Origin of the sequence: Candidatus Neptunochlamydia sp. REUL1, assembly GCF_963457595.1 — a bacterium.
Classification (GTDB): Bacteria; Chlamydiota; Chlamydiia; order Chlamydiales; family Simkaniaceae; genus Neptunichlamydia.
Genome location: NZ_OY735137.1, coordinates 442790 through 462056, shown reverse-complemented (window position 1 = coordinate 462056; position 19267 = coordinate 442790). Strand labels below are relative to the sequence as shown.

The 19267-nt window shown below is 42.9% G+C and carries 18 protein-coding genes and 2 tRNA genes; 7 read left to right on the top strand and 13 right to left on the bottom strand.

Going from position 1 to position 19267, the window contains the following annotated elements; genetic code table 11:
- Positions 1–19 precede the first annotated feature (19 nt).
- From R2I63_RS02725 to R2I63_RS02690, 8 genes are all read right to left on the bottom strand, one after another.
- Positions 20–1672 (bottom strand): hypothetical protein, encoded by a 1653-nt coding sequence (locus tag R2I63_RS02725; RefSeq protein ID WP_316358555.1) that lies wholly within the window; start codon positions 1670–1672, stop codon positions 20–22.
- A 10-nt stretch (positions 1673–1682) separates the two neighbouring features.
- The gene (locus tag R2I63_RS02720; protein ID WP_316358552.1) at positions 1683–3584 is read right to left on the bottom strand and encodes a hypothetical protein; all 1902 of its coding nucleotides are present in this window, start codon (positions 3582–3584) and stop codon (positions 1683–1685) included.
- Between the two features lie 293 nt (positions 3585–3877).
- Positions 3878–4579 carry a DMT family transporter gene (locus R2I63_RS02715; protein WP_316359717.1) on the bottom strand — a complete coding sequence of 234 codons (702 nt, stop codon included), beginning with the start codon at positions 4577–4579 and terminating at the stop codon, positions 3878–3880.
- 23 nt (positions 4580–4602) lie between these two features.
- Positions 4603–5253, bottom strand: coding sequence for a transaldolase family protein (locus R2I63_RS02710; protein ID WP_316358549.1), 651 nt, complete (start codon positions 5251–5253; stop codon positions 4603–4605).
- An 18-nt stretch (positions 5254–5271) separates the two neighbouring features.
- The gene (locus R2I63_RS02705; protein ID WP_316358547.1) at positions 5272–6879 is read right to left on the bottom strand and encodes an FAD-dependent oxidoreductase; all 1608 of its coding nucleotides are present in this window, start codon (positions 6877–6879) and stop codon (positions 5272–5274) included.
- A gap of 65 nt (positions 6880–6944) precedes the next feature.
- Positions 6945–7820 carry a hypothetical protein gene (locus tag R2I63_RS02700; protein WP_316358545.1) on the bottom strand — a complete coding sequence of 292 codons (876 nt, stop codon included), beginning with the start codon at positions 7818–7820 and terminating at the stop codon, positions 6945–6947.
- Positions 7817–8029, bottom strand: coding sequence for a TM2 domain-containing protein (locus tag R2I63_RS02695; protein WP_316358543.1), 213 nt, complete (start codon positions 8027–8029; stop codon positions 7817–7819). Before R2I63_RS02695 ends, R2I63_RS02700 begins: the two co-directional genes overlap by 4 nt.
- The gene (locus tag R2I63_RS02690) at positions 8013–9569 is read right to left on the bottom strand and encodes a TrkH family potassium uptake protein (RefSeq protein WP_316358541.1); all 1557 of its coding nucleotides are present in this window, start codon (positions 9567–9569) and stop codon (positions 8013–8015) included. Before R2I63_RS02690 ends, R2I63_RS02695 begins: the two co-directional genes overlap by 17 nt.
- Positions 9570–9678: 109 nt before the next feature.
- On the opposite strand from R2I63_RS02690, the gene typA reads away from it, so the two are divergent.
- A complete protein-coding gene (gene typA, locus R2I63_RS02685; RefSeq protein ID WP_316358539.1) occupies positions 9679–11487 on the top strand; it encodes a translational GTPase TypA in 1809 nt (602 codons plus the stop codon).
- Positions 11488–11535: 48 nt separating this feature from the next.
- Positions 11536–12906, top strand: coding sequence for an MBL fold metallo-hydrolase (locus R2I63_RS02680; RefSeq protein WP_316358537.1), 1371 nt, complete (start codon positions 11536–11538; stop codon positions 12904–12906).
- Here R2I63_RS02680 and R2I63_RS02675 read toward each other — a convergent pair.
- On the bottom strand, positions 12841–14286 hold the full coding sequence (locus R2I63_RS02675; protein ID WP_316358535.1) for an MATE family efflux transporter: 1446 nt from the start codon (positions 14284–14286) through the stop codon (positions 12841–12843). The genes R2I63_RS02680 and R2I63_RS02675 overlap by 66 nt on opposite strands.
- Positions 14287–14425: 139 nt before the next feature.
- On the opposite strand from R2I63_RS02675, the gene R2I63_RS02670 reads away from it, so the two are divergent.
- The 5 genes from R2I63_RS02670 (at position 14426) to R2I63_RS10580 (ending at position 15444) form a co-directional block, all read left to right on the top strand.
- Positions 14426–14498 (top strand) — tRNA-Ala (locus tag R2I63_RS02670).
- Positions 14499–14512: 14 nt separating this feature from the next.
- Positions 14513–14586, top strand: a tRNA-Ile gene (locus tag R2I63_RS02665).
- A 287-nt stretch (positions 14587–14873) separates the two neighbouring features.
- Positions 14874–15131 carry a family 1 glycosylhydrolase gene (locus R2I63_RS10590; protein WP_445083655.1) on the top strand — a complete coding sequence of 86 codons (258 nt, stop codon included), beginning with the start codon at positions 14874–14876 and terminating at the stop codon, positions 15129–15131.
- The gene (locus R2I63_RS10585; protein ID WP_445083668.1) at positions 15082–15219 is read left to right on the top strand and encodes a hypothetical protein; all 138 of its coding nucleotides are present in this window, start codon (positions 15082–15084) and stop codon (positions 15217–15219) included. The genes R2I63_RS10590 and R2I63_RS10585 overlap by 50 nt, the downstream gene beginning before the upstream one ends.
- 51 nt (positions 15220–15270) lie before the next feature.
- Entirely contained in the window at positions 15271–15444 is a 174-nt protein-coding gene (locus tag R2I63_RS10580) for a family 1 glycosylhydrolase (protein ID WP_445083667.1), read from the top strand.
- Here R2I63_RS10580 and R2I63_RS02655 read toward each other — a convergent pair.
- From R2I63_RS02655 to R2I63_RS02640, 4 genes are all read right to left on the bottom strand, one after another.
- Positions 15407–16354 (bottom strand): DMT family transporter, encoded by a 948-nt coding sequence (locus R2I63_RS02655; RefSeq protein WP_316358531.1) that lies wholly within the window; start codon positions 16352–16354, stop codon positions 15407–15409. The genes R2I63_RS10580 and R2I63_RS02655 overlap by 38 nt on opposite strands.
- A 71-nt stretch (positions 16355–16425) precedes the next feature.
- The gene (locus R2I63_RS02650; protein ID WP_316358529.1) at positions 16426–18189 is read right to left on the bottom strand and encodes a hypothetical protein; all 1764 of its coding nucleotides are present in this window, start codon (positions 18187–18189) and stop codon (positions 16426–16428) included.
- Positions 18190–18283: 94 nt separating this feature from the next.
- On the bottom strand, positions 18284–18757 hold the full coding sequence (locus R2I63_RS02645) for a tRNA-guanine transglycosylase (protein WP_316358526.1): 474 nt from the start codon (positions 18755–18757) through the stop codon (positions 18284–18286).
- A gap of 77 nt (positions 18758–18834) precedes the next feature.
- Entirely contained in the window at positions 18835–19260 is a 426-nt protein-coding gene (locus R2I63_RS02640; protein ID WP_316358524.1) for a tRNA-guanine transglycosylase, read from the bottom strand.
- Positions 19261–19267: the final 7 nt, after the last annotated feature.

Below are 19267 nucleotides of genomic sequence, written 5' to 3'. Positions count from 1 at the left end.
CGCCCTAATTTATAAAAATTTAATCGAAAACTTCTAGAAACTGAAGGTCATATCCTTTCCGAGAAACGGTTCCGCTTCTTCTCCAAAGCCAATTTGATAGATTAACCTCTCCAGCTTGAGGCAGGGTATCTTTGAAAGTCACATATTGGGTTCTGACAATATCAAATGTATCAATTCCCCAATTGGAGTCAGCAAAGAGGTTTTCTCCTTGGTTGAGAAGCGGCTGAGCAAATTGTTTAAGCACTTCGTCGGTCGGAAATAGTGATGCTCTATCAGGAATCAAGACAACTTGACTTAATGTGACTTCTCTCACAGATTCTTTAAATAGATTCGTTGCTCTTGGACTTAAAGTATAGGAGGTCCCAATGTGAACCTTGACTGAGTGATTGGCAAGAGGGGTTTTAATCGTTTGCTTAATGTAGAGCCACCGGACCTGACTTAATTTATAGATAATGAGAGCTTTAATAGATGCGAGTGCCAAATAGTAGAGCTCTTTACCTTCTTCTTCAGGGGCTCGATGCAAGTCCATCAGAGCTTGACTAACCATCGTCCATTTCACAGCTAGCATATCTATATCTCCCCATCGAAGCGATACCTTATTTCCAATGGAATTTTCCAAAAGTAGGGGTTTTTCGTTTTTAGGTTCTTCTGAGCGATTATATAAAAAGATTAAAAACGCAGCCATAAAGGGGAGGGACAGGGTAAGGAATGCATCTGTCTCACTTTCTGAGCTAACGATGTCTCTAATCATTCTCCCAGTTAGAGTGAGGAGGGAAGTGAGAGCAATCCCTTTTCCAAAATATGAAAGTGCATATGGGGAGCCAGAACAAACTTTGTAGGTTGCTAAGAGTTGAAACATTCCAATAGCTAGAAGTCCATACTCATGGGTTTTTATAGAAAGATCTCTCCCATTGTATTCAACTTTCCCCCTCTCAAGCTGAATGGATCCATTAAGTGGGATAAATTCGCGGTCAATTGTGAGGGTGAGATTTCTTCCATTTGTTGTGTAGTGTGTTGTGTAGTTTGTTTCTCTACCCACTTCAGCTCGAACTTGATCATTATTTGAAGGTGCTCCAATACCGTAGTAAATAACCTGATCATTGATATGATGATGATTCGCTTGAGCAATGACTTGTTTTACAAATGTGGTACTGAAGGAGCTTATCAGAGCACTTCCCGATCCAAGTAGAATCCCTGCTCCCTGAAGAGAGAGAACATAAGGCAAGGTCGCAATGATTTGAAGCACAGTTGCACATCGAAGGAGATGTTCTTGCATGGAAACATTTCTGTTGCGTGGGGTGAAAAAAAAGATTGCGAGTGCTGCTAGAGAAGTAGAAGTCAGAATAGCGCTATTGACAAGGAAGATCTTGCCCCATGCCCAATCAGGTGCTGCTGGTTTCCTTGTTGCATATTTTTCGCTAAATAGAGAAATATTGTGGCGTTCCTTTAGGGTGTTAATAGTTTTTCCAATGGCCCAACAGGTCCCAAAAATGTTGATGATTTTTGTAGTCGTTAGAATCTTATTAACTGTATGATAAGAATTAGGATTTTGTCTTCGAGCTTCTACAAGACCAGCTTGCAGAAGCGCTGAAGCGCCAAAGGCTGCACCTAAGTGCAGGTTTCCAAAACGAGAGCAGCTATTTGCCAGAAATTCTCCCAATCTTAATACCATTGTATCTCTCCTATTGTATCTGTAAGTTAAGTGAAGCGTTTCCTGCCCAACGTTTGTATGCACTTCCACTCCAAGAGGTGAGAAGGTTGGAGTAATTGATATCTCCGATTTTAAGGGAACGGGGTAGGATCTGAGCATTCATAATAAGTCTACAACTAACTTCCACACTATAATGGCGGGTCACGTGCCAGTAATGTTGCCAGAAACTGCCTTCAAAAAAATTTGTCGAATAGTCGTAGATCCCCTGGAGCGTCTTTTGCGTTGATTCGGCATCAGGCAATAGATATTTTTCATTAGAGACAATAAAATGAAAGCGCGTTGTGACTTCTGTTAAGGAATTTTCAAAGCTTTGTCTTGCGGCTTCCGTTGTTTCCGCAAGCCCTAGATCAAATAACTTGAAAGGACGATTCATGAGCGGCATTGTATGTTTTCTCTCGAAAAAGATCCAGCTTGTTTGTGATAGCTGGTAAAGAGCAAAGGCTTCAACGGCTGCGCTGATGAGGTGGATCTGGTCATTGGAAGCATTAGGAGCGAGCGCTAAGTCAAGGAGGATTTTATTTGTTAATACCCATTGCATCACTCTGAATGAAGTAGGTGTTGTTGAATTGACTGTTAGGTTTGCTAGATCATTTTCTGGAACCACGCCTTTGAAGTGATCGATTAGATCTTTTCCTGTCTCAGTCCTATGGTAATAAAGAATGTATCCGAGGGCAACTGCTGATATTGCAAGAGCTCCAAAAATTGCCTCATTTCCCCACTCTGCATTCTGCATGGATTGATAGTCATAAATTTTCCCAGCAATTGCAAGGATATCAAGGCCTATCATGACTTTTTGGATTTTGTAAATAGAGCCAGCCAAGTGAGGGTATTTTTGTTGTGCTAAGACAAGGCTCAATTGCACAACTCCGTAGGTTAAGTAGAGAGCCGCTCCAAAGTCAGACTTCGGTCCCTGCACACCGCCGTCCCAGAGAATCGATCCTCTTCCAACACTAAGGCTCCCATGCGCGGGACGCTCCTCGCAGTTAGGGCAGCTTGGCAATCTGCTCCTAGGAAGCTCGAGCGTATAGTCGTATCTTAAGTGTCTGCCATGCTCATCCGTTATATCCCTGATACGGTAGTTTACTCTGTCATTCGAATGCACGACAACTGCCCGAAACCTCTCGATAATATGCGTTATAAGAGCATCTCTTTGTGTTGTATGGCCCTCTGAACAACCTCCTCTTTGAGTTTCATGATCGCGGTTTGGAATCAAAAGAGCCGTGTAGTGAATTTTCCTTGCATAACTTGTCGAGTCCTGCTCAAGGTTTAGCCATTCCATTTTGAACGAAGAGTAAAGGGATCCAACAAGTCCACCAATGGTAACAAGTGACTCAACCCGATTAGATCCCAAACAAAAGAGAGCTACGTTTAAAACAATCTGAGTTGTATACAGTGTCTGGGCAAGGCTCTGGGAAAGGGGGTCTTTAAATGAGATTCGTGTTGCTTCTCTCTGGCTATTCTCAGGTTTAAATGCGCTTGAGGCAACGGCTGTCAAGGCATACAGGTCTAGTAGAGTGACGGCCCCGGCGGTGACCATTACGGTATTGTAAAGGGAAATTTTAGACATAGACCAATCTGGAACAGTCCAATTATTCGTCAGCATCTTCGGGCTCATCAAGGAGATCTGAGACTTATCTTGCAATGTTTTTGCGAGTTTTCCTGCTGCCCATAGAGTCCCTATGCAGTTAAGAGCGATAAGAATCATTGTAATGTTATGGGTGTCTTTTGCAACGCGGTGATCGGTTCTTTGCAAATGAATGACCCCTGCTTGGAGGGCTGCGCCCATTCCAATTGCTTTTCCAATATTGTAATTAGCTAATTTAGAAGCAGTTCCAATAGAAAATTCTGCTAATCGAAATATGTTGGAACTCATCTAACACCCCTGAGCTTTAAGTCATTAATTTTTAGCTATTTTTGAGTGAAACCCCCGTGAATTAGAATCTGTTGGAGTTCTCACTAAGTTTGTAATTTTCAAGGAATCATAAGGAGTTTATGAATAAATATCACTCTTTATTTACCCATTTTTCCTCAATGATAGAGCTAGTTCTGATCCCTAAGAACGATCACAGAGCCAAAGACGATAAGAATCATTCCAACGATGGCCGTTAAAGGAATATCTTTATTGCCAAGAAAGAAATCGAAAAGATAGGCGAATGCCACACTTGCTTATAGAAGAGACCCTACTTTCACAGCTTTTGCATGGCGATAAGCGCGGGCTAAAAAGAGCTGATAGATGATGGCAACCAGTCCAATCACAACCAGAAAACCCCATCCATAGAGGGTTGGTGCTTTCCAGCTGTTTGCTAGAGGTATTGAAGCAAGGGGAAGAGAAAGAGCCATATAGTAGAAGGTAATGCGCTCCGCGGGCTCTGTTCTTGTGAGTCGGCGAATTGTAGTAAAGGCGATAGCTCCAAGGAGTCCAGCTGCAAGCCCCACGAGGGATGCTACGTCAAAGATTTTTTCTCCAGGTCGAAGAATCAAAATGACTCCTAAGAATCCTACAAGGAGGCCACTCCATGTGTTTCGTGTCCACTTTTGTTGAAACCATAAATAGACAACGATCGGAATAAAGAGAGGGCGAGTATAGGTCAGTAAAACTGCGTCGGTAAGCGGTAGGTAGCGAAGAGCAAAATAGAGACAGAACATAGAAGAAAGGGAGGCAAAAGCACGGAGCATATGAAGAGGAAAGACTTTTGTTTTGAGCTCCTTAAACTTTCCTAGCTTAATAGGAATAATCGGAAGAAGAATCAAAAGTCCAAAAAATTGCCGGAAAAAAATAAGGACTGAGTTGGGCAGAAACCCTTCAGCAGTTTGGATAAGAAATGCCAATACTGCATAGGACAAAGCAGCAAGAAGAGAGTAGGTGATTGCTAAAGGAGTGCTTGCATGCCTTATTGAAAGAGATTAGAGGGTTTTGCTTTCTTCCAGTCTTTTGAAAAGCGATCCAATGCTTCAAACGTTCCACTTTGATCGGCGACAAAAGCTTCAAAAAGCCCTTTTTTAAGCGTAATAGCATCAATACCAAGTTGGAAGCAGTCATCGATATGATCTTCAGTTTTTAGGGAGGCAGCTACAATTCCCGTTTCAAATCCATAGCGATCTAACATTAAAGTGATCCCCTCCAGTGCATCTAGAGGATTCAAAATGCGGGAGTAGTAAGGAGCGATGAAGGAGGCTCCTGCATGGCAGGCAAATAGTGCTTGATAGGGAGTGACAATTGCTGTTGCCATGACGGGAAATCGCAAGTGCGAAAGCGATTCCATAGCCTTAAGACCTTCATGCGTGACGGGGATTTTTACGATGATTCGTTCAGAAAACTCACGAAGTGTTTCAGCCTGCTCAATAATTCCAGAATGATCAACAGCTGTGACTTGAACAGTAACAGGACCGCTCTGACACTTCAAAATAGCATCGATATTTTCTTCTAGACTTAATCCTGAATTTGCAATCAGAGAAGGATTAGTTGTGACTCCGGTTAAGATTCCCAATCTACTTCCTAAGGTGATTGTTTTTATATCTGTTGTATCGAGCCAAATATCCATAATAAGTAGTTTAAATTACTACCCAATTTCCCTTCTACGAGTTTTTTCAGTTTGTTCAAAGTCCTTGCGCAGTTCCTGGAAGTTTGAAATGAGAACACCAAAATCACTCTTACGGAGAGCTAAGGCATCTACAGGAGAGACACACCGAACTGTTGCAAATCTTGATCGCTGGTTAAGAAGAGCCATTTCCCCAAAATATTCACCTTTACCAAGTTTAGCAATCAGTTTTTCCTTTTGATCTTTTGTTGTGAAAACTTCAACCTCTCCGTTGACAATGATGTAGAGATAGTCTCCGACATCGCCTTCATGGAAAATAATTTCATCAGTTTCAAAATGGAGCTCTGCGATCCCTTGCGTGGGGCTTGCTTTAATTTGGACAGCTTCGATAGGAATCATGGTATCAAGTGCCCACGAAAGAGCGACCTTGATTTTTCGATCAATACCAGGAAGCTTTGCCCAATAAATCATACGCCACATAATCCAAGCAGGAAGTCCAGAAAACTTAAATTTTCCAAATAGCTCTGCTACCGCGGAGTGGTGACCGAGAGCTCCCATCATCCCTAAGGCTTTAAATCGGAACTGTTTTTTTATTCCTCCAGAAGAAAGAGCAGCAGCAATATTATGAGCAAGGACCTTAGCTTCTCGGATTGCAAACTGAGCTGTTGGAGGGCAAATTCCGCCTCCCTCTAGATTTGGAATTGCAGCACAATCTCCGATAGCCCAAACATTTTCTTTTCCTTCAACCTGCATTCCAGCATCCGTAACAATTTTACCCCTTTCAAGGTGCAGCGGAAGGCTTTCAATCAAAGGATTAGGAGAAGAAGGAACAGTAGAAATAACCGTTTTAGAAGGGATGCGTTCTCCAGTGTCAAGAACAGCTTCTTCTGGAGTTGCTGCTTTAAGGTGAGCATTAAAACAAATCTCAACGCCTCTTTTTTTAAGAAGCATCGCAGCATAACGCCCTAAAGTTTCGGGCATTTCCCTCTCCATCAGGCGGTCTTTACTATGAATGAGAACCACCCGGATCTGGCTAGGGTCAATTTTGTCATATTGTTTTGCAAGCTTTCGGACTAGGTCATTGACTTCAGCAACCACTTCCGTTCCTGAAAATCCGCCACCACCTACAACAAATGTAAGCAGCTTTCGTTTCAGAAGGGGGTCATTTTCATTCGCAGCACCCTCTAAAACCTCAATGACTTGGTTCCGGATATTCACACTGTCGGCAAGGTTTTTAAAGGGGAGGGCATGCTCATGAAGCCCCGACATTCCTCGAAAGTCTGTCACAGTTCCGAGCCCAAGCACCAAATGGTCATAAGGAACATCGCAGGGAGTATGAGAATATTTTGGTGCGAGAATCACTTTTTGGTTTTCGATATCGATCGAGTCAACTTCCCTCACATAGAGCTGAGTTTTTGGAAGAAGCTTTCTCAGAGGATTGATTGTGTCGAGAAGCCCCAGGCCCCCCCCAACGACTTCTGCAAGCATTGGTTGAAAAACGAAGTAGTTTTCACGATTGACAATTGCAATCTCAAAGGACTGTTTTGTTTTTTTTAGGTACTTTTCTAGGTACATTGCAGTATATGCACCCCCGAAACCACCACCTAGAATGACAACTTTTTTAACCATCAGACACCTCATTTCCCCTTCTACACCATCTGCTATTTTTCCTCTAGAGGATAATGGAGGATCTCTTATGGAGCAAAAATCTGGAGCTTGGCTTCGAGGGTTGAGCGTGTGAGCGTGGGCTCTGGTGGGAAGCGGGCCGTAAGAGGCTCAATGCAAACATAAGTTGCGTCTTTTGGATGGAAGACCTGACAGGAAATTTCCGTGTCAGATGCTGTATTGTAATCGATATGAAGAGAATATTCAGGAGTATGAAGGTTCATGTGGTAATCGTGATCAGTGGAGGATCTTTTCTCGGGAATAAAACCAAAATCAGCTTCCTGAGGAAGGGAAAAGTGGAGGTGATTATTTTGAATCCATTCAGAGGGGAGAGGCTTCCACTCTGCCTGATCGCGGTAGATTTCCTGTACCGCTCCATAGACGCAACCTGGTCCGTTAAGCCTATAGTAATAATGGAGACCTAAGATGGAAGGATGTTGACTATCGACCTTATATTTAATGAAAAGGCCATCGGTAAGAAGGCGTGCTTCAAACGTTATATCAAAATCTTGTCCTTCAAACACTTTTAAGGGGACCCCCTTGTAAAGATCGTCTCTACGGAGTCTTCCCTTAATTTGTGTGGAGCTTGCGACAAACTTCCACGGAACATAGCGGGCTATTCCATGGGAAAAGGGTTCTTCCCCCCCCTGGGCCATGACTTTAGCAATATGGGGAAATAAAGAAGTATCAAAATTTGTGGGGATCTCTTTTCGGTGGTGAAAATGAGGACCGATCAATGCCCCAAGTCCAGCGAATCTTTCATCAAACAGAGGACGGGTGGCCTGATCGATCACCTGTATCTCTCCCAGTTTATAACTTATGAGATTCATCCCCCCATCAGGAGTAAATGTTGCTTCCAGGGGATGTCCAAGGGGGGAGATGTTTTTCAAAGTGATTTCTTTCACGGCTTGATATAACGTCCTTTTTTATCACAAAAGTGACCGACAACGGCAACAACAAAATCAATAAGTTGCCAAATTCCGAGGCCTCCAGCTGTGATAAGCATGAGAATGCCTGTTCCGATCTTGCCGATATAAAATCGGTGAATTCCTAAGGTTCCTAAGAAGAAACATAGAAGAATTGTAGCAACGTAGCTTTTAGGACTGGTTTCCATTTTTCGAGCTCCGAGTAAATATCATTGGAAGTGTCAAGATTAATATAAGTGCCGGAATAATTTCTAGCCTTCCCATCCACATTAAGGCCATAAAAATCCACTTTCCTGCAGTAGGAAGGTCTGGATGAACGATTCCACTAGAAAGACCCACATTACTCATTGCACTTGTCACCTCAAAAAGGGCATCAAGGCCGCTCCCCTTGGGAACCCATTTTAGAATAAGAAACCATCCAAGGAAGAGAGTAGATGTCCATAGAGAAAATAAAATTCCCGCAGTGAAAAGACGTTCGCTTGTTTGTGTATGTGGGAGAACAATTCCTGGGGGTTCTTGGTTTGGAGGAGATGTATTTTCCTTAAACCCTCCAGTGATATGCTTTTCATTTTTCGAAGTGATTGCTAAAATTCGGAGGACAATGCCAGAAACAAGATAAATGAGGCGACGAATTTTGAGTCCACCTGCCGTTGAACCCGTTGTTCCTCCAACAAACATTCCCATAATCAGAAATAACTTCACCATTGGACTCATTAGGGAGAGACGCATTGAAGAGTATCCACACGTCGTAAGGGCAGAAATCCATTCAAAAAAGGCATCGACTTTATGCTTACTAAGTCCGTTCCACCAATTTAATAGGAGAATGAGAAGGCCTCCACCAATTGCAAAGATGTAGAGCAGGCGGTGCTGCCAACTTTTCCATAGAATCCCATACTCTTTCTCTCGAATGACTCGGAAGTGAACCGCAAAGCTGATAGCACCTATAAGCATCATAAACATTGCGATCACTTGAATAGTTAAATCATATCCCTGGAAATTCGTGTGGGTAATTGTGAATCCCCCAGTTGAAATGACAGTCATTGCGTGATTCACGGCATCCCAAAGAGGCATTCCAGCAATAAAGAAAAGGAGAAAAGCAATCCCGGTAAAAATAGAGTAGATTCCCCAAATCCAATGGGCTGTTCCTGCGATATTTTTTGTCATTTTCTCACTCCGCGCTTCAGCATAGTAGAGCTGAAATCCCTTCTTATTCAGATGAGTCAGTGCAAGTACAAAAACGACAAGTCCAAGCCCTCCCGTCCACTCTAAAAGAGAGCGCCACCACTGCAGGACATGGGAAAGGTGTCCCGCGCTTTGCATCATTGTAAGCCCCGTGCTTGTAAAACCTGAAATTGACTCAAAGATTGCATTGGAAGGATTGCGGAACACTTGAAGAACTTCCGACTCCACCCCAATTTGAAGCTGAAGATGGGAGATCCAACAAAAAGGGATAGCAGCAATAAGCGAGCATGTAAGCCAACCAAGCCCAGCAATTATCATAGCATCCCACAGGTGAGATGCTTTTGATCTTTTCCCTAACCGATACAAGAGCTGGCCTAAAGCAAGAGAAAAAGCTGCAACAGTTCCAAAAGGCACAAGCGCAAACCACTCCTCAAAAATTAGAGCAATGATTAGGGTAGTTGTGGCCATTCCTGTGGGAACATGCAGCAAGAGTCCCAACTGTCCTATGACTGCAAGCCAATTAATTTTTTGTTTAATTAGGTTCATAGACCTACACCCTAAATTTTTTTTTCAACGTTGTCAAATCGTTGGTCAATTTACTACTGGGATAGGTTTATAGTTGCTTTTATTAGAGAAAACTTAGTAGGATAGTGGCATGTATCCTCCAGAAAAAATTCGTAATATTGCGATTATTGCCCATATTGACCATGGGAAAACGACTCTCCTCGACTGCCTCCTGGCGCAAGCTGAGATATTTCGAGAAAATGAAGCCATACCTGAAAGGGCAATGGACTCCAACGAGCTTGAAAAAGAACGTGGAATCACGATTTTTGCAAAACATACGAGCTTATTTGTTGGTGAATGCAAGATTAATATTATCGACACCCCTGGCCATGCAGATTTCTCAGGAGAAGTAGAGCGGGTTTTAGGGATGGTCAATTGTGTCCTACTAATTATCGACGCTGCTGAGGGACCGATGCCTCAAACGCGGTTCGTCCTTTCTCAAGCGTTAAAGATGGGGATTAATCCCATCGTTGTTTTGAATAAAATTGATAAGCCTCATGCTGATCCTGAAAATGCGCTCAATAAAACGTTTGATCTTTTCGTAGAGCTAGGAGCTAGCGATGAGCAGCTCGACTTCTCTTACTGCTATGCTTCCGCTATTGGAGGATATGCCTTTCTCAATGAAGAGGATCCTCAAGAGAATATGAAACCATTATTTGATTTAGTGATCGAAAAAGTTCCTCATCCTCCTGGGAATTTAGAAGTTCCTTTTCTGATGCAGGCGAGTACGATTTCTCATAGTGATTTCTTGGGACGGCAGGCGACAGGTCGGATCCTTGAAGGAGTTGTCAGAAAGGGAGATCCCTTTACACTGATTGAAAAGGGGGGCCGCCCAACCCAACATAAAGTAACGCGGATTGATGGATATCATGGCCTCAAGAAAGTGGAACTTGAAGAGGCTGGAGTAGGAGATATCGTAAGCATTTCTGGCGCTCCCGATGTAATGATTGGAGACACTCTATGCAACCCCAACCATATTCAGCAACTCCCATCGATAGAACTTGGAGAGCCTACTCTGTCTGTTGAGATTTCAGTGAACTCCGGCCCCTTTGTAGGAAGAGATGGAAAGCATGTCACGATGAATAAAATTCGTGAGAGGCTCCTTCATGAAAAAAAATCCAATATTTCCTTGAATGTTGAAGAGGTTGAAGGAAGAGAAGATGCGATTCAAGTGGCAGGGAGAGGAGAGCTGCATCTTTCGATCCTTATTGAAGCCATGCGTCGAGAAGGCTATGAGTTTCTTGTTTCAAAGCCCCGTGTAATTCTGAAAGAGAATAAAGATGAGCCGATTGAGCGTACGCATATCGAAGTTCCCGAAGAATTCTCCGGTACGGTTATTGAAGAGATTAACCGTCGCAAGGGAGAGATGCTTAACTTCCACACGAACGAGCATAACATTACGACTCTAGAGTTTTCCCTCCCTACCAGAGGCCTCATTGGATATCGAAACGATTTTTTAACAGTGACACGAGGGCTGGGAATTCTAACTTCAGTTTTTGATTCGTATGGCCCCTACCGAGGGGAAATTGCGGGTCGGAAGAATGGAGCCCTTATTTCCATGAATCAGGGGAAAGTAACCGGTTATGCCTGCTTTAATCTGCAGAGCCGAGGGACAATTTTCGTAAAGCCGAGTGACGATGTTTACGAGGGGATGATTATTGGAGAAAATAGTCGAGATAATGATTTAGTGGTCAACATCACTCGAGAAAAACAGCTTACAAATGTGCGTGCTTCCGGCACAGATGAAAGTTTGACTCTCACTCCCCCAACCGTGCTTACTCTTGAGCAGGCAATTGATTTCATACAAGATGATGAGTTTGTTGAGGTGACTCCCAATCATATCCGTCTTAGAAAGAAAGTGCTCAGTGAGACTCAGCGGAAATCTTCTTCTCGCAAATAAACAACAAATCTTTTAGCTTTATCTTTTGCAGTTTTTGAGGTGAAAGGGATGTTACTTAAGAGGTTTGAAGAGAAAGGGCTTTCTCACTACTCGTATGCATTAGGATGCAAAGAGAAGGGGCAGATTGCAATCATTGACCCCCAGTTTGATGTGGATATTTATCTAGAATATGCGGAGAAAAATCAGCTTGTGATTTCTCATGTTTTCGAAACGCATATTCATGCTGACTATGCATCCGGAGCACGCTATCTTGCAACTCGAGCAGGGGCAACTCTTGGAATTTCAGCTTACGACAAAGGGGAAAAGTATGAAGTGGACTTCCCTCATAAAGAGTGTTTTGATGGAGATATCTTTCAACTTGGAAGTTTGACGATTAAGGTTCTTTATACCCCTGGCCATACCCCTGAACATATTTCCTTTTTAGCTTTAGAAGAAGACAAGCCTCGAGCGCTATTTTCTGGTGACTTTCTTTTTGTTGGCTCAGTCGGTCGCCCTGATCTTATTGAGGAAGATGCAACAATGGGTCTTGCTAAAAAGCTGTACTGCTCAACAAAGGAAAAGCTTGAGGGGCTTCCCAACACTTTGGAAATCTATCCCTCTCATGGATCAGGCTCTTTTTGTGGAGGAGGAATTGCAAGCCGTCCCTTTTCAACACTGGGTCAGGAAAGGCTTTCCAATCCCTTTTTAAAACCGAATATTACTGAGAAGGAGTTTATCGATCTGATTCTCTCGCGGATCTCCCTATGCCCTGACTATTTTCTTCTGATGAAGGAGTACAATTCCTGTAGCAGACGGTGTCAACTTGTTTCTACAATTCCCTTGGAACTTGCCGAGTTTAAGAATAAGCTTGAAAAGGGGGCGACAATTATTGACTTGCGGGATCAGCATGCATTTAGCAAACGTCATATTCCAGGATCAATTTGTATCGGTGGGGGAGAAAAGGTAGGTTTTTGGGCTTCTACCGCCATTTCCTACGATGCCCCTATTCTTGTTGTAACAAACGATCCTCTAACCGTCCCCGACGCTTTTGCTTCTCTTGCTCGTGTGGGACTTACCAACGTGGAAGGTTATTTGAAAGGAGGGATCGATACGTGGGAAGAGAGTGGAGAGAAGGTTGAAAAGGCTCCGGAGGTATCTCCTCAGGAGCTCAACAACGCAGAAGAAGTTCATGTAATCGACGTACGTTCACTTGGTGAGTGGGTAGGAGGGCATATTAAAAACTCCCACCATATACCTTGCAGTGAGCTCAAAAGAAGGGTAGATGAACTGCCAGAAGGTCCACTTGTTTTTGTTTGCGCAGGGGGGTATCGATCCATTCTAGCTGCAAGTATTGCTCTAAAGCATGGAAGAAAATCAGTTGCCCATCTCCCTGGTGGTGTCATGGCTTGGAATGGGGCTGGTCTCCCCCTCTCCATCTGAGATCAGCTTTTTCTCCTTCCACTTTCCCCTCGCAAAACGGATTAGAAATAGAGTTGCTGCCATCAAGCTGTAAAACACCCAGATATTGAGAGCTCGTTCTATAGGTGCTTTTGGGATAACAACAAAAAAGTAAGTAGGAAGTAGCATAAAGCACCAAATAGAGATAAGTCCTAAGAGCATGGGAAAAAAAGTGTCTCCTGCTGATGTCAGAAGACCACTAAGGAGCCATCGAATGTTTTCCAGAGTCAAGTAGATGATCAACGTAATCATTGCAAATTTGAGAGCGATCTTTACTTCTCCAAGTAGCTCAGGGGAAATTCCCAATGCTGAGCCTGTTAAAGCTTCGGGATTTTTAAAGAAGAGGTCTACAAAAAACTCAGAAAAGGTCCCTAAAAAAACAGCAAGGACTGCTCCGAAAATTAGAGAGAGCTTAATCCCTGACCAGAAGAGGCGCTTTACTTCATGGTGTTTATTGGCTCCGATTAAATTTCCGGCAATTGTAGCCGCTCCCTTTTCCAGGCCAAGACCGAAAAATAGGAAGAGAAGAAGAATACTTTGAGTGACGCTTGCAACTAGAATGTGTTTCGTACTAATCCGCTCCATCATCATATAAAATGTTGCCCAGCTCAGGAGTTCGAATAGAACGAAAAGAGCGGGGGGAGCACCGACGCGCAGGCACTTAAACAAAAGAATTTTGTTGAATCTCCAATTTCCAGTTCCAAAAGATTGTTGATTCTTTTTTCGGAGGAATAATATTCCAATGATTATAACTTGAACGATGATTCCAATTCCTGTGGCAATGGCTGCACCTTTGATGCCCATCGAAGGAAATCCAAACTTTCCAAAAATAAAAATGGGATCAAGGATGATATTCACTCCATTCCCAAGGACTCCCATCCATTTGATGATACTTGTTTTACCCTGGCCGATATAGAAGGCAGAAATGGCAGTAAGAAGCGTAAGCCAGGGAGCAAAGTAATTGTTCCATCTAAAGTACTCCGCTTCATTGGTATTCATGAGCCCAATCTTCATAAAGTAGTCACTTCCGAAAGATCCGAGTGCAAAGAAGAAGATAAAAGAGAGACCTGAAAACCAAATCATTTGCCAAACAGGATTGCCAAGTTTCTGATACTGTTTTGATCCATTGTATTGGGCGACAAAAACTTCTCCCATCGCTGCAAAGGTGACACACATGAAACTTCCTGCCCAAAAGAGAGTTCCTGCGCTTGTCGCTGCGCTTAGAGCATCTGCGGAATAATAGGAGAGAAAGAGACGGTCGGCAAACATCATTGCTACCATCGATAAAAAAGAGATCATCAATGCTGAAGAGACCTTCCAGAGTTGCCGTAGCGACCCATTGGAGATTTCATGCGTGCTCATATTACCTTTTGGGGTGGAACTTTACTAAACAGAGCTTAAGTCTACTCTAAGGAGAGAAATTTCGAAAAGTGAAAATTTTTTTTCTATTGGAAATATATTGCTCCATCGGTTATATTTTGACACTTAAGTCCAATATTGTGGGGGCTTAGCTCAGCTGGTAGAGCATCTGATTTGCATTCAGAAGGTCAGGAGTTCGATTCTCCTAGCCTCCACAATTTTTTTACCTGCGGTTATAGCTCAGTTGGTTAGAGCGCTACACTGATAATGTAGAGGTCCCAAGTTCAAGTCTTGGTAACCGCACACATTTTTGGAGATTTGTGGAAACAGCGTCTGTTGAATCCATCGAAGCTTTTAATGAGTGGGCATAGGAAAATCTTTAAGAGGCTCTTCTTCCTTCTAGTAAAAATATCTCTATTACATCTGTTGCACTAAGAGTAATTAAATTTGCGCTTTTCCTACCTACCGCATGCGGAGCTTCTTTATTAAACTTCATTGAAAGCTCATTTGACCCTGATCCAAAAGGATTTAAAGGAATCTACGCAGACTCTCGCAAATGGGGGCAGGTTCAGCTTCTAAAGAGTTTTCATATGACAACCTTTCGTTTTTCTGTTGAGTGGAGCAATATTGAACCCAAGAAAGGGGAATTTAATGAGAAGGCGCTTAATCATTATGTCCATTTCTGCAAGAGACTTGCCGAAGAAGGAGTAGAGCCCATGATCACTCTCCATTATTTCACCCACCATCTTGGCGTTTTCAGGGTATGTTTTAGGAGACTTCCCTCCAAATCGAACAAATATTGCTCTTTCAGCAACCATTCTAAAAAACCTACTAATGGCGCATTGTGAAACATACCGAGCACTCAAAGAAATTCAGGAAGGCCGAGAGATTGGACTGGTGCATCAAGCGCTCAAATTTGTTGCGCAGCATAGGTAGAACCCCATTGAGGTCTTAACTGCTAGCTATCTTAAGCGCGCGTTCTAGGCCATAAGTCAGGCGCATGAAGAGGGAGTAGACATTAGGGGGATTTATATATGGTCTCTCATGAAAAACTTTGAGTGGAATCTGGCATGGGGTCATAACTTTGGGACCTGTGATCAGGAGGAAAATCTTCGAGAAGGGATTAAGCCTCTACTTTCGCAAGCTCTTTCGATCCCTTAACAATGTATCCTTGTTTCAGCTCTGCTTGGTAAACGACAAAGAGTCCTAGGGAAACGACTGAAGTGGAAACTAGAATCTGCCATGAAGGGGCTTCTCCTAAAATAATCCAGCTATTGAGTGAAGCGAAGATGGGGCTTAAAAGACCCATAAAGGAGAGAAAAGTTGCAGTATATTTCTTGAGCATAAACCCGTAGAGGTTATAGCAAAGGATGTTTGAAACAAGGGTCATAATAATGATACCCTGGATAAAGGGGGCAATATGCCTTGCTGCAACAGGTATTGGAGACCAGTTATCGACAAAAAAAGAGTGAACAAAAGCTATGGACCCTCCAATGAGCATGCTATATCCATTTGCGTAAAGAGGGGAAAGGGTTTGGTTTTTAACAATGATGCGGAGAAGCACCCACCCATAGACCGAAAAGAGGGCTGCTCCCATAATTGCAAGTTCAGGCCACGAGAAGAAACTGAAGGCTTTGAGAAGTCCTTCATCGCCTGTTTGCATCATCAAGACTGGAAAGAATCCTGCAAAACCAATAAGCATCCCAAACAACTTCTTCTTGTTCATCTTTTCTCCAAAATGGATATAGGAGAAAATCGCCGCAAAAAAGGGTGAGAGGCTATAGATAAAACAAGTTTTAGCAGCTGTTAGATGCTGGAGCCCCCAAAACTCTAAAACATTTGTTAAATAAATACTAAAAATCGATAGGGCAAGGATGGGAAAAATTTGCTTTTTTCCAATTTTCAAACTGCTACGATTTTTAATGAAGAGCCAGCTGAGAAGGATAATTCCTGCAAAGACCATGCGGAAGCCTGTTAAAAACACAGGGGGACTGCTCTCAAGCGCCATCTTCCCGAGTGAGAAAACGCTCGACCAAGCAGCATACATAAAAATGACAAGGAATATCGACATAGCCAAATTTTTACTTTAACACGCTAGAAGTGCCGATCTTATCAGATAAACAAGAAAGGGATCAATGGAAATTATGCAGTGGCAGCAACTCTCAGATAGACGCTCTGAATACGACGTTGCCTTTCTTGTTCCATTTTTCTTTTCTGCTCTTCCTGTTCCACGATTAGAGGGTGGTCATTCGTATAAAACATTTTCATCCCGTTTGCCTTGAGGAGCTTTCGCCCTCCCATTAAAGGGCTGTCAAGATTAAATTTTGTTCTTGTCTTATTGACATAGCGGTCGGGAACCATCCGAAGAGGAATGGGATTCTGGTGGCCAAAGTCATTACCACCCCACTCGAACCCGTGAGCATGAGTGAGTTGCTGTTGTCCCTCGATCATGCCTTCTGATGAGCGTGATGCTTGTGTTGCCTGGTGGGCTCCATGCATATTGACTATAAAAAGTTCTCTGAAGAGAAAGTCTGTGAGAATATCATGAGGGTTATCTAGAGGAATGTCACAGCCTAGGTTTCTCCAGCTTTGCAGAGCTGCTGAAATAGATGTAGCAATAGATGTGCGGTCAATACTGCTTTTGCAATGATCAATAACAGGAATTTTTAAAATTTTCATCGCAAGGTCGCGGTAGAAGAACTCTTCTTCTGATTTGAGTTTGCTTGGGTTGCTAAGATGGTCTCTAGCAGACTGCACAAGCTGTTTGTCATATGCACTGATAGATGGGTTATTTAAAATGGCATCATCGATCAATGGAAAGAGTATAGCATAGGCTTCACTGTTGATTTTGGTTTGCTTCCAAGGAGTTCCAAGTAAGGGAGCCAAAGAGTTAAACCCCTGATTGAAGTAGAGGGGTTTGATTGTGACAGTGTGCTGGTTCCCATTTTTATCAGTCAGCGTAATAGGTCCTTGTGAAAGGGCATCAAAAATCGCTTTTTCCCTGAGCATGGAGTCTCTCTCATCCAGCCCTACTAGACCTGTGGTACCCATTCCAAGAAATAGATTTGAAGACATCAGATTATTCAACATAAACGTAAGTTCATATCCGTCTTCAGTTTTTGTCAGACCTTTTTGAGCTGCAGGATTTTTTGCCAGTTCATTTTGAAAAATAAAGTTAAGTTGCTCCATTGCCTTAGATTCAGTGTCTCCGCGTCCTGTATAAGCAATTGATTCATCCGTAGTATAATCATCGATGCGGCGCATCATGGAGATTCCTTTTGCAAATCGGTCGTTGCTTGCGGTAACAGTGTTTTGGAGAACTTCTGTTTCTTCTCTTTCATTCGTAAATGAATAGCCTGATGGGCCATTATGATGCCAACGAGCAATTGAATACGTTTTAGATAAGTCCTCGGATGCTAGAGATCGGATATTAGGTTTTACTACAAAATCTCGAACCTGTTTCATGCTAAAATTGACCCATGCTTTTGTCTTAACTCTTCCTAGGAGTTCTCGGTCATAATTGATGAGTCCTTTACTTACGGATCCTTCGATGCTTCCTTTTCTGCGAATATTTGTCCAGGCAGCCTTTATGATGTGAATCGTTCTGGACCAGATCCCTTTAACTTTTGATTTGAGGCCATCTTCAAAACCGCGGTATCGATCAGCTGTTGTAATTTCTCCATTTTCCCAGAGACTTTTATTCTCTTTGATCCGTTCCTTGGCAACGTGATAGAGCATATCATCGCGGTTTTCAAAATGCATGGTAGGGGATTTTGCTTTTTGCCCATCAAGGAACTTAACTTCCGTGCTCGAGTATCCATGATCGACATAATATGCTGATCCTGTCCGACTTTCTGAAAATAATCGATCCTGAAGAGGATAGGAACTGGTTTTCCCAATACCCATGCGAATGCACCTCATTTACGTTTTAATCAACTTATTATAACATTTTTTATTATAAATAGTTATTATTAAAATAATGTTTATATTCATTTATTAATTATATTAATCCTGTCTCTTTTTTTTGAGCTTCACCATAAAATGGAGATTGTGGATTGAAGCTAATGTTATGGAAGTAAGCTCTTGTGTAGTTTTCTGACAGGTATAATAGGTGTATTCCTGCCTCAATCGGCTGGAACTCACCGCTGTGCTGCCCTCGAACGATTTTCATTCCTCCCTCTCGGGTTAAGAGGGTTCCGTGGCGGGCTGCCTTGGTGGGATAGGAGCTATCAAAGGTGTCGATCCCTAAGGGAACGCAATTTTCTAATGACTCTAGATCGGCGATGCCGAGGAGGTGGTTAGGGGCTTGGTCAGGGAGTTTTGGCAAGAGGGAGGTCAGTATAGAGACCATCTCCCCTTTTGACTTTCCTATGCTTCCTCCGATTGCAAAGCCGTCAAATGGAAGCTTTCGAAGGAAGTTGCAGCTCTCTTCTCTAAGAGCATGATCCACTTCTCCGTGGATCACGACATACATTGCTTGATTTTGTGGGTTTTTAAGGTGGGCTTCGAGAGAACTTTTTTCTCAAGCATGCGTGCGATCAAGGGATTGTCTTAGCTCCTTTTCTCCGATGTGGTAAGGAGGAAGTTTATCGAAAGGGATGATGATATCCGCGCCGATTGCTTTTTTATTCCTTTGCTCTTTAGCTCGTCTGCAACCCCTCCATAGGCTAAGCTAAAAACTTGAAATCCTCCAGAGTCAGTAATGATTGGCATCTTGCGGTTAATAAAACGGTGGATGCCACCGCCTTTGGCAATCACGTCTGGCCCTGGTTGCAGTAGCAAGTGGTAAGTGTTACAAAACATCAGCTGCAGTCCAATTGAACTTACCATTTCATTTTCGAGCGCTTTCAATGTTCCATTCGTGCCTATAGCAACAAAACTAGGGGTGTCGATGATTCCATGAGGTGTATGAATCCGTCCAACCTTAGCGCGAGACTTCTTTGACTGTTGAAGAACTTCAAACTTGAACGGGGTCATGGCGAAT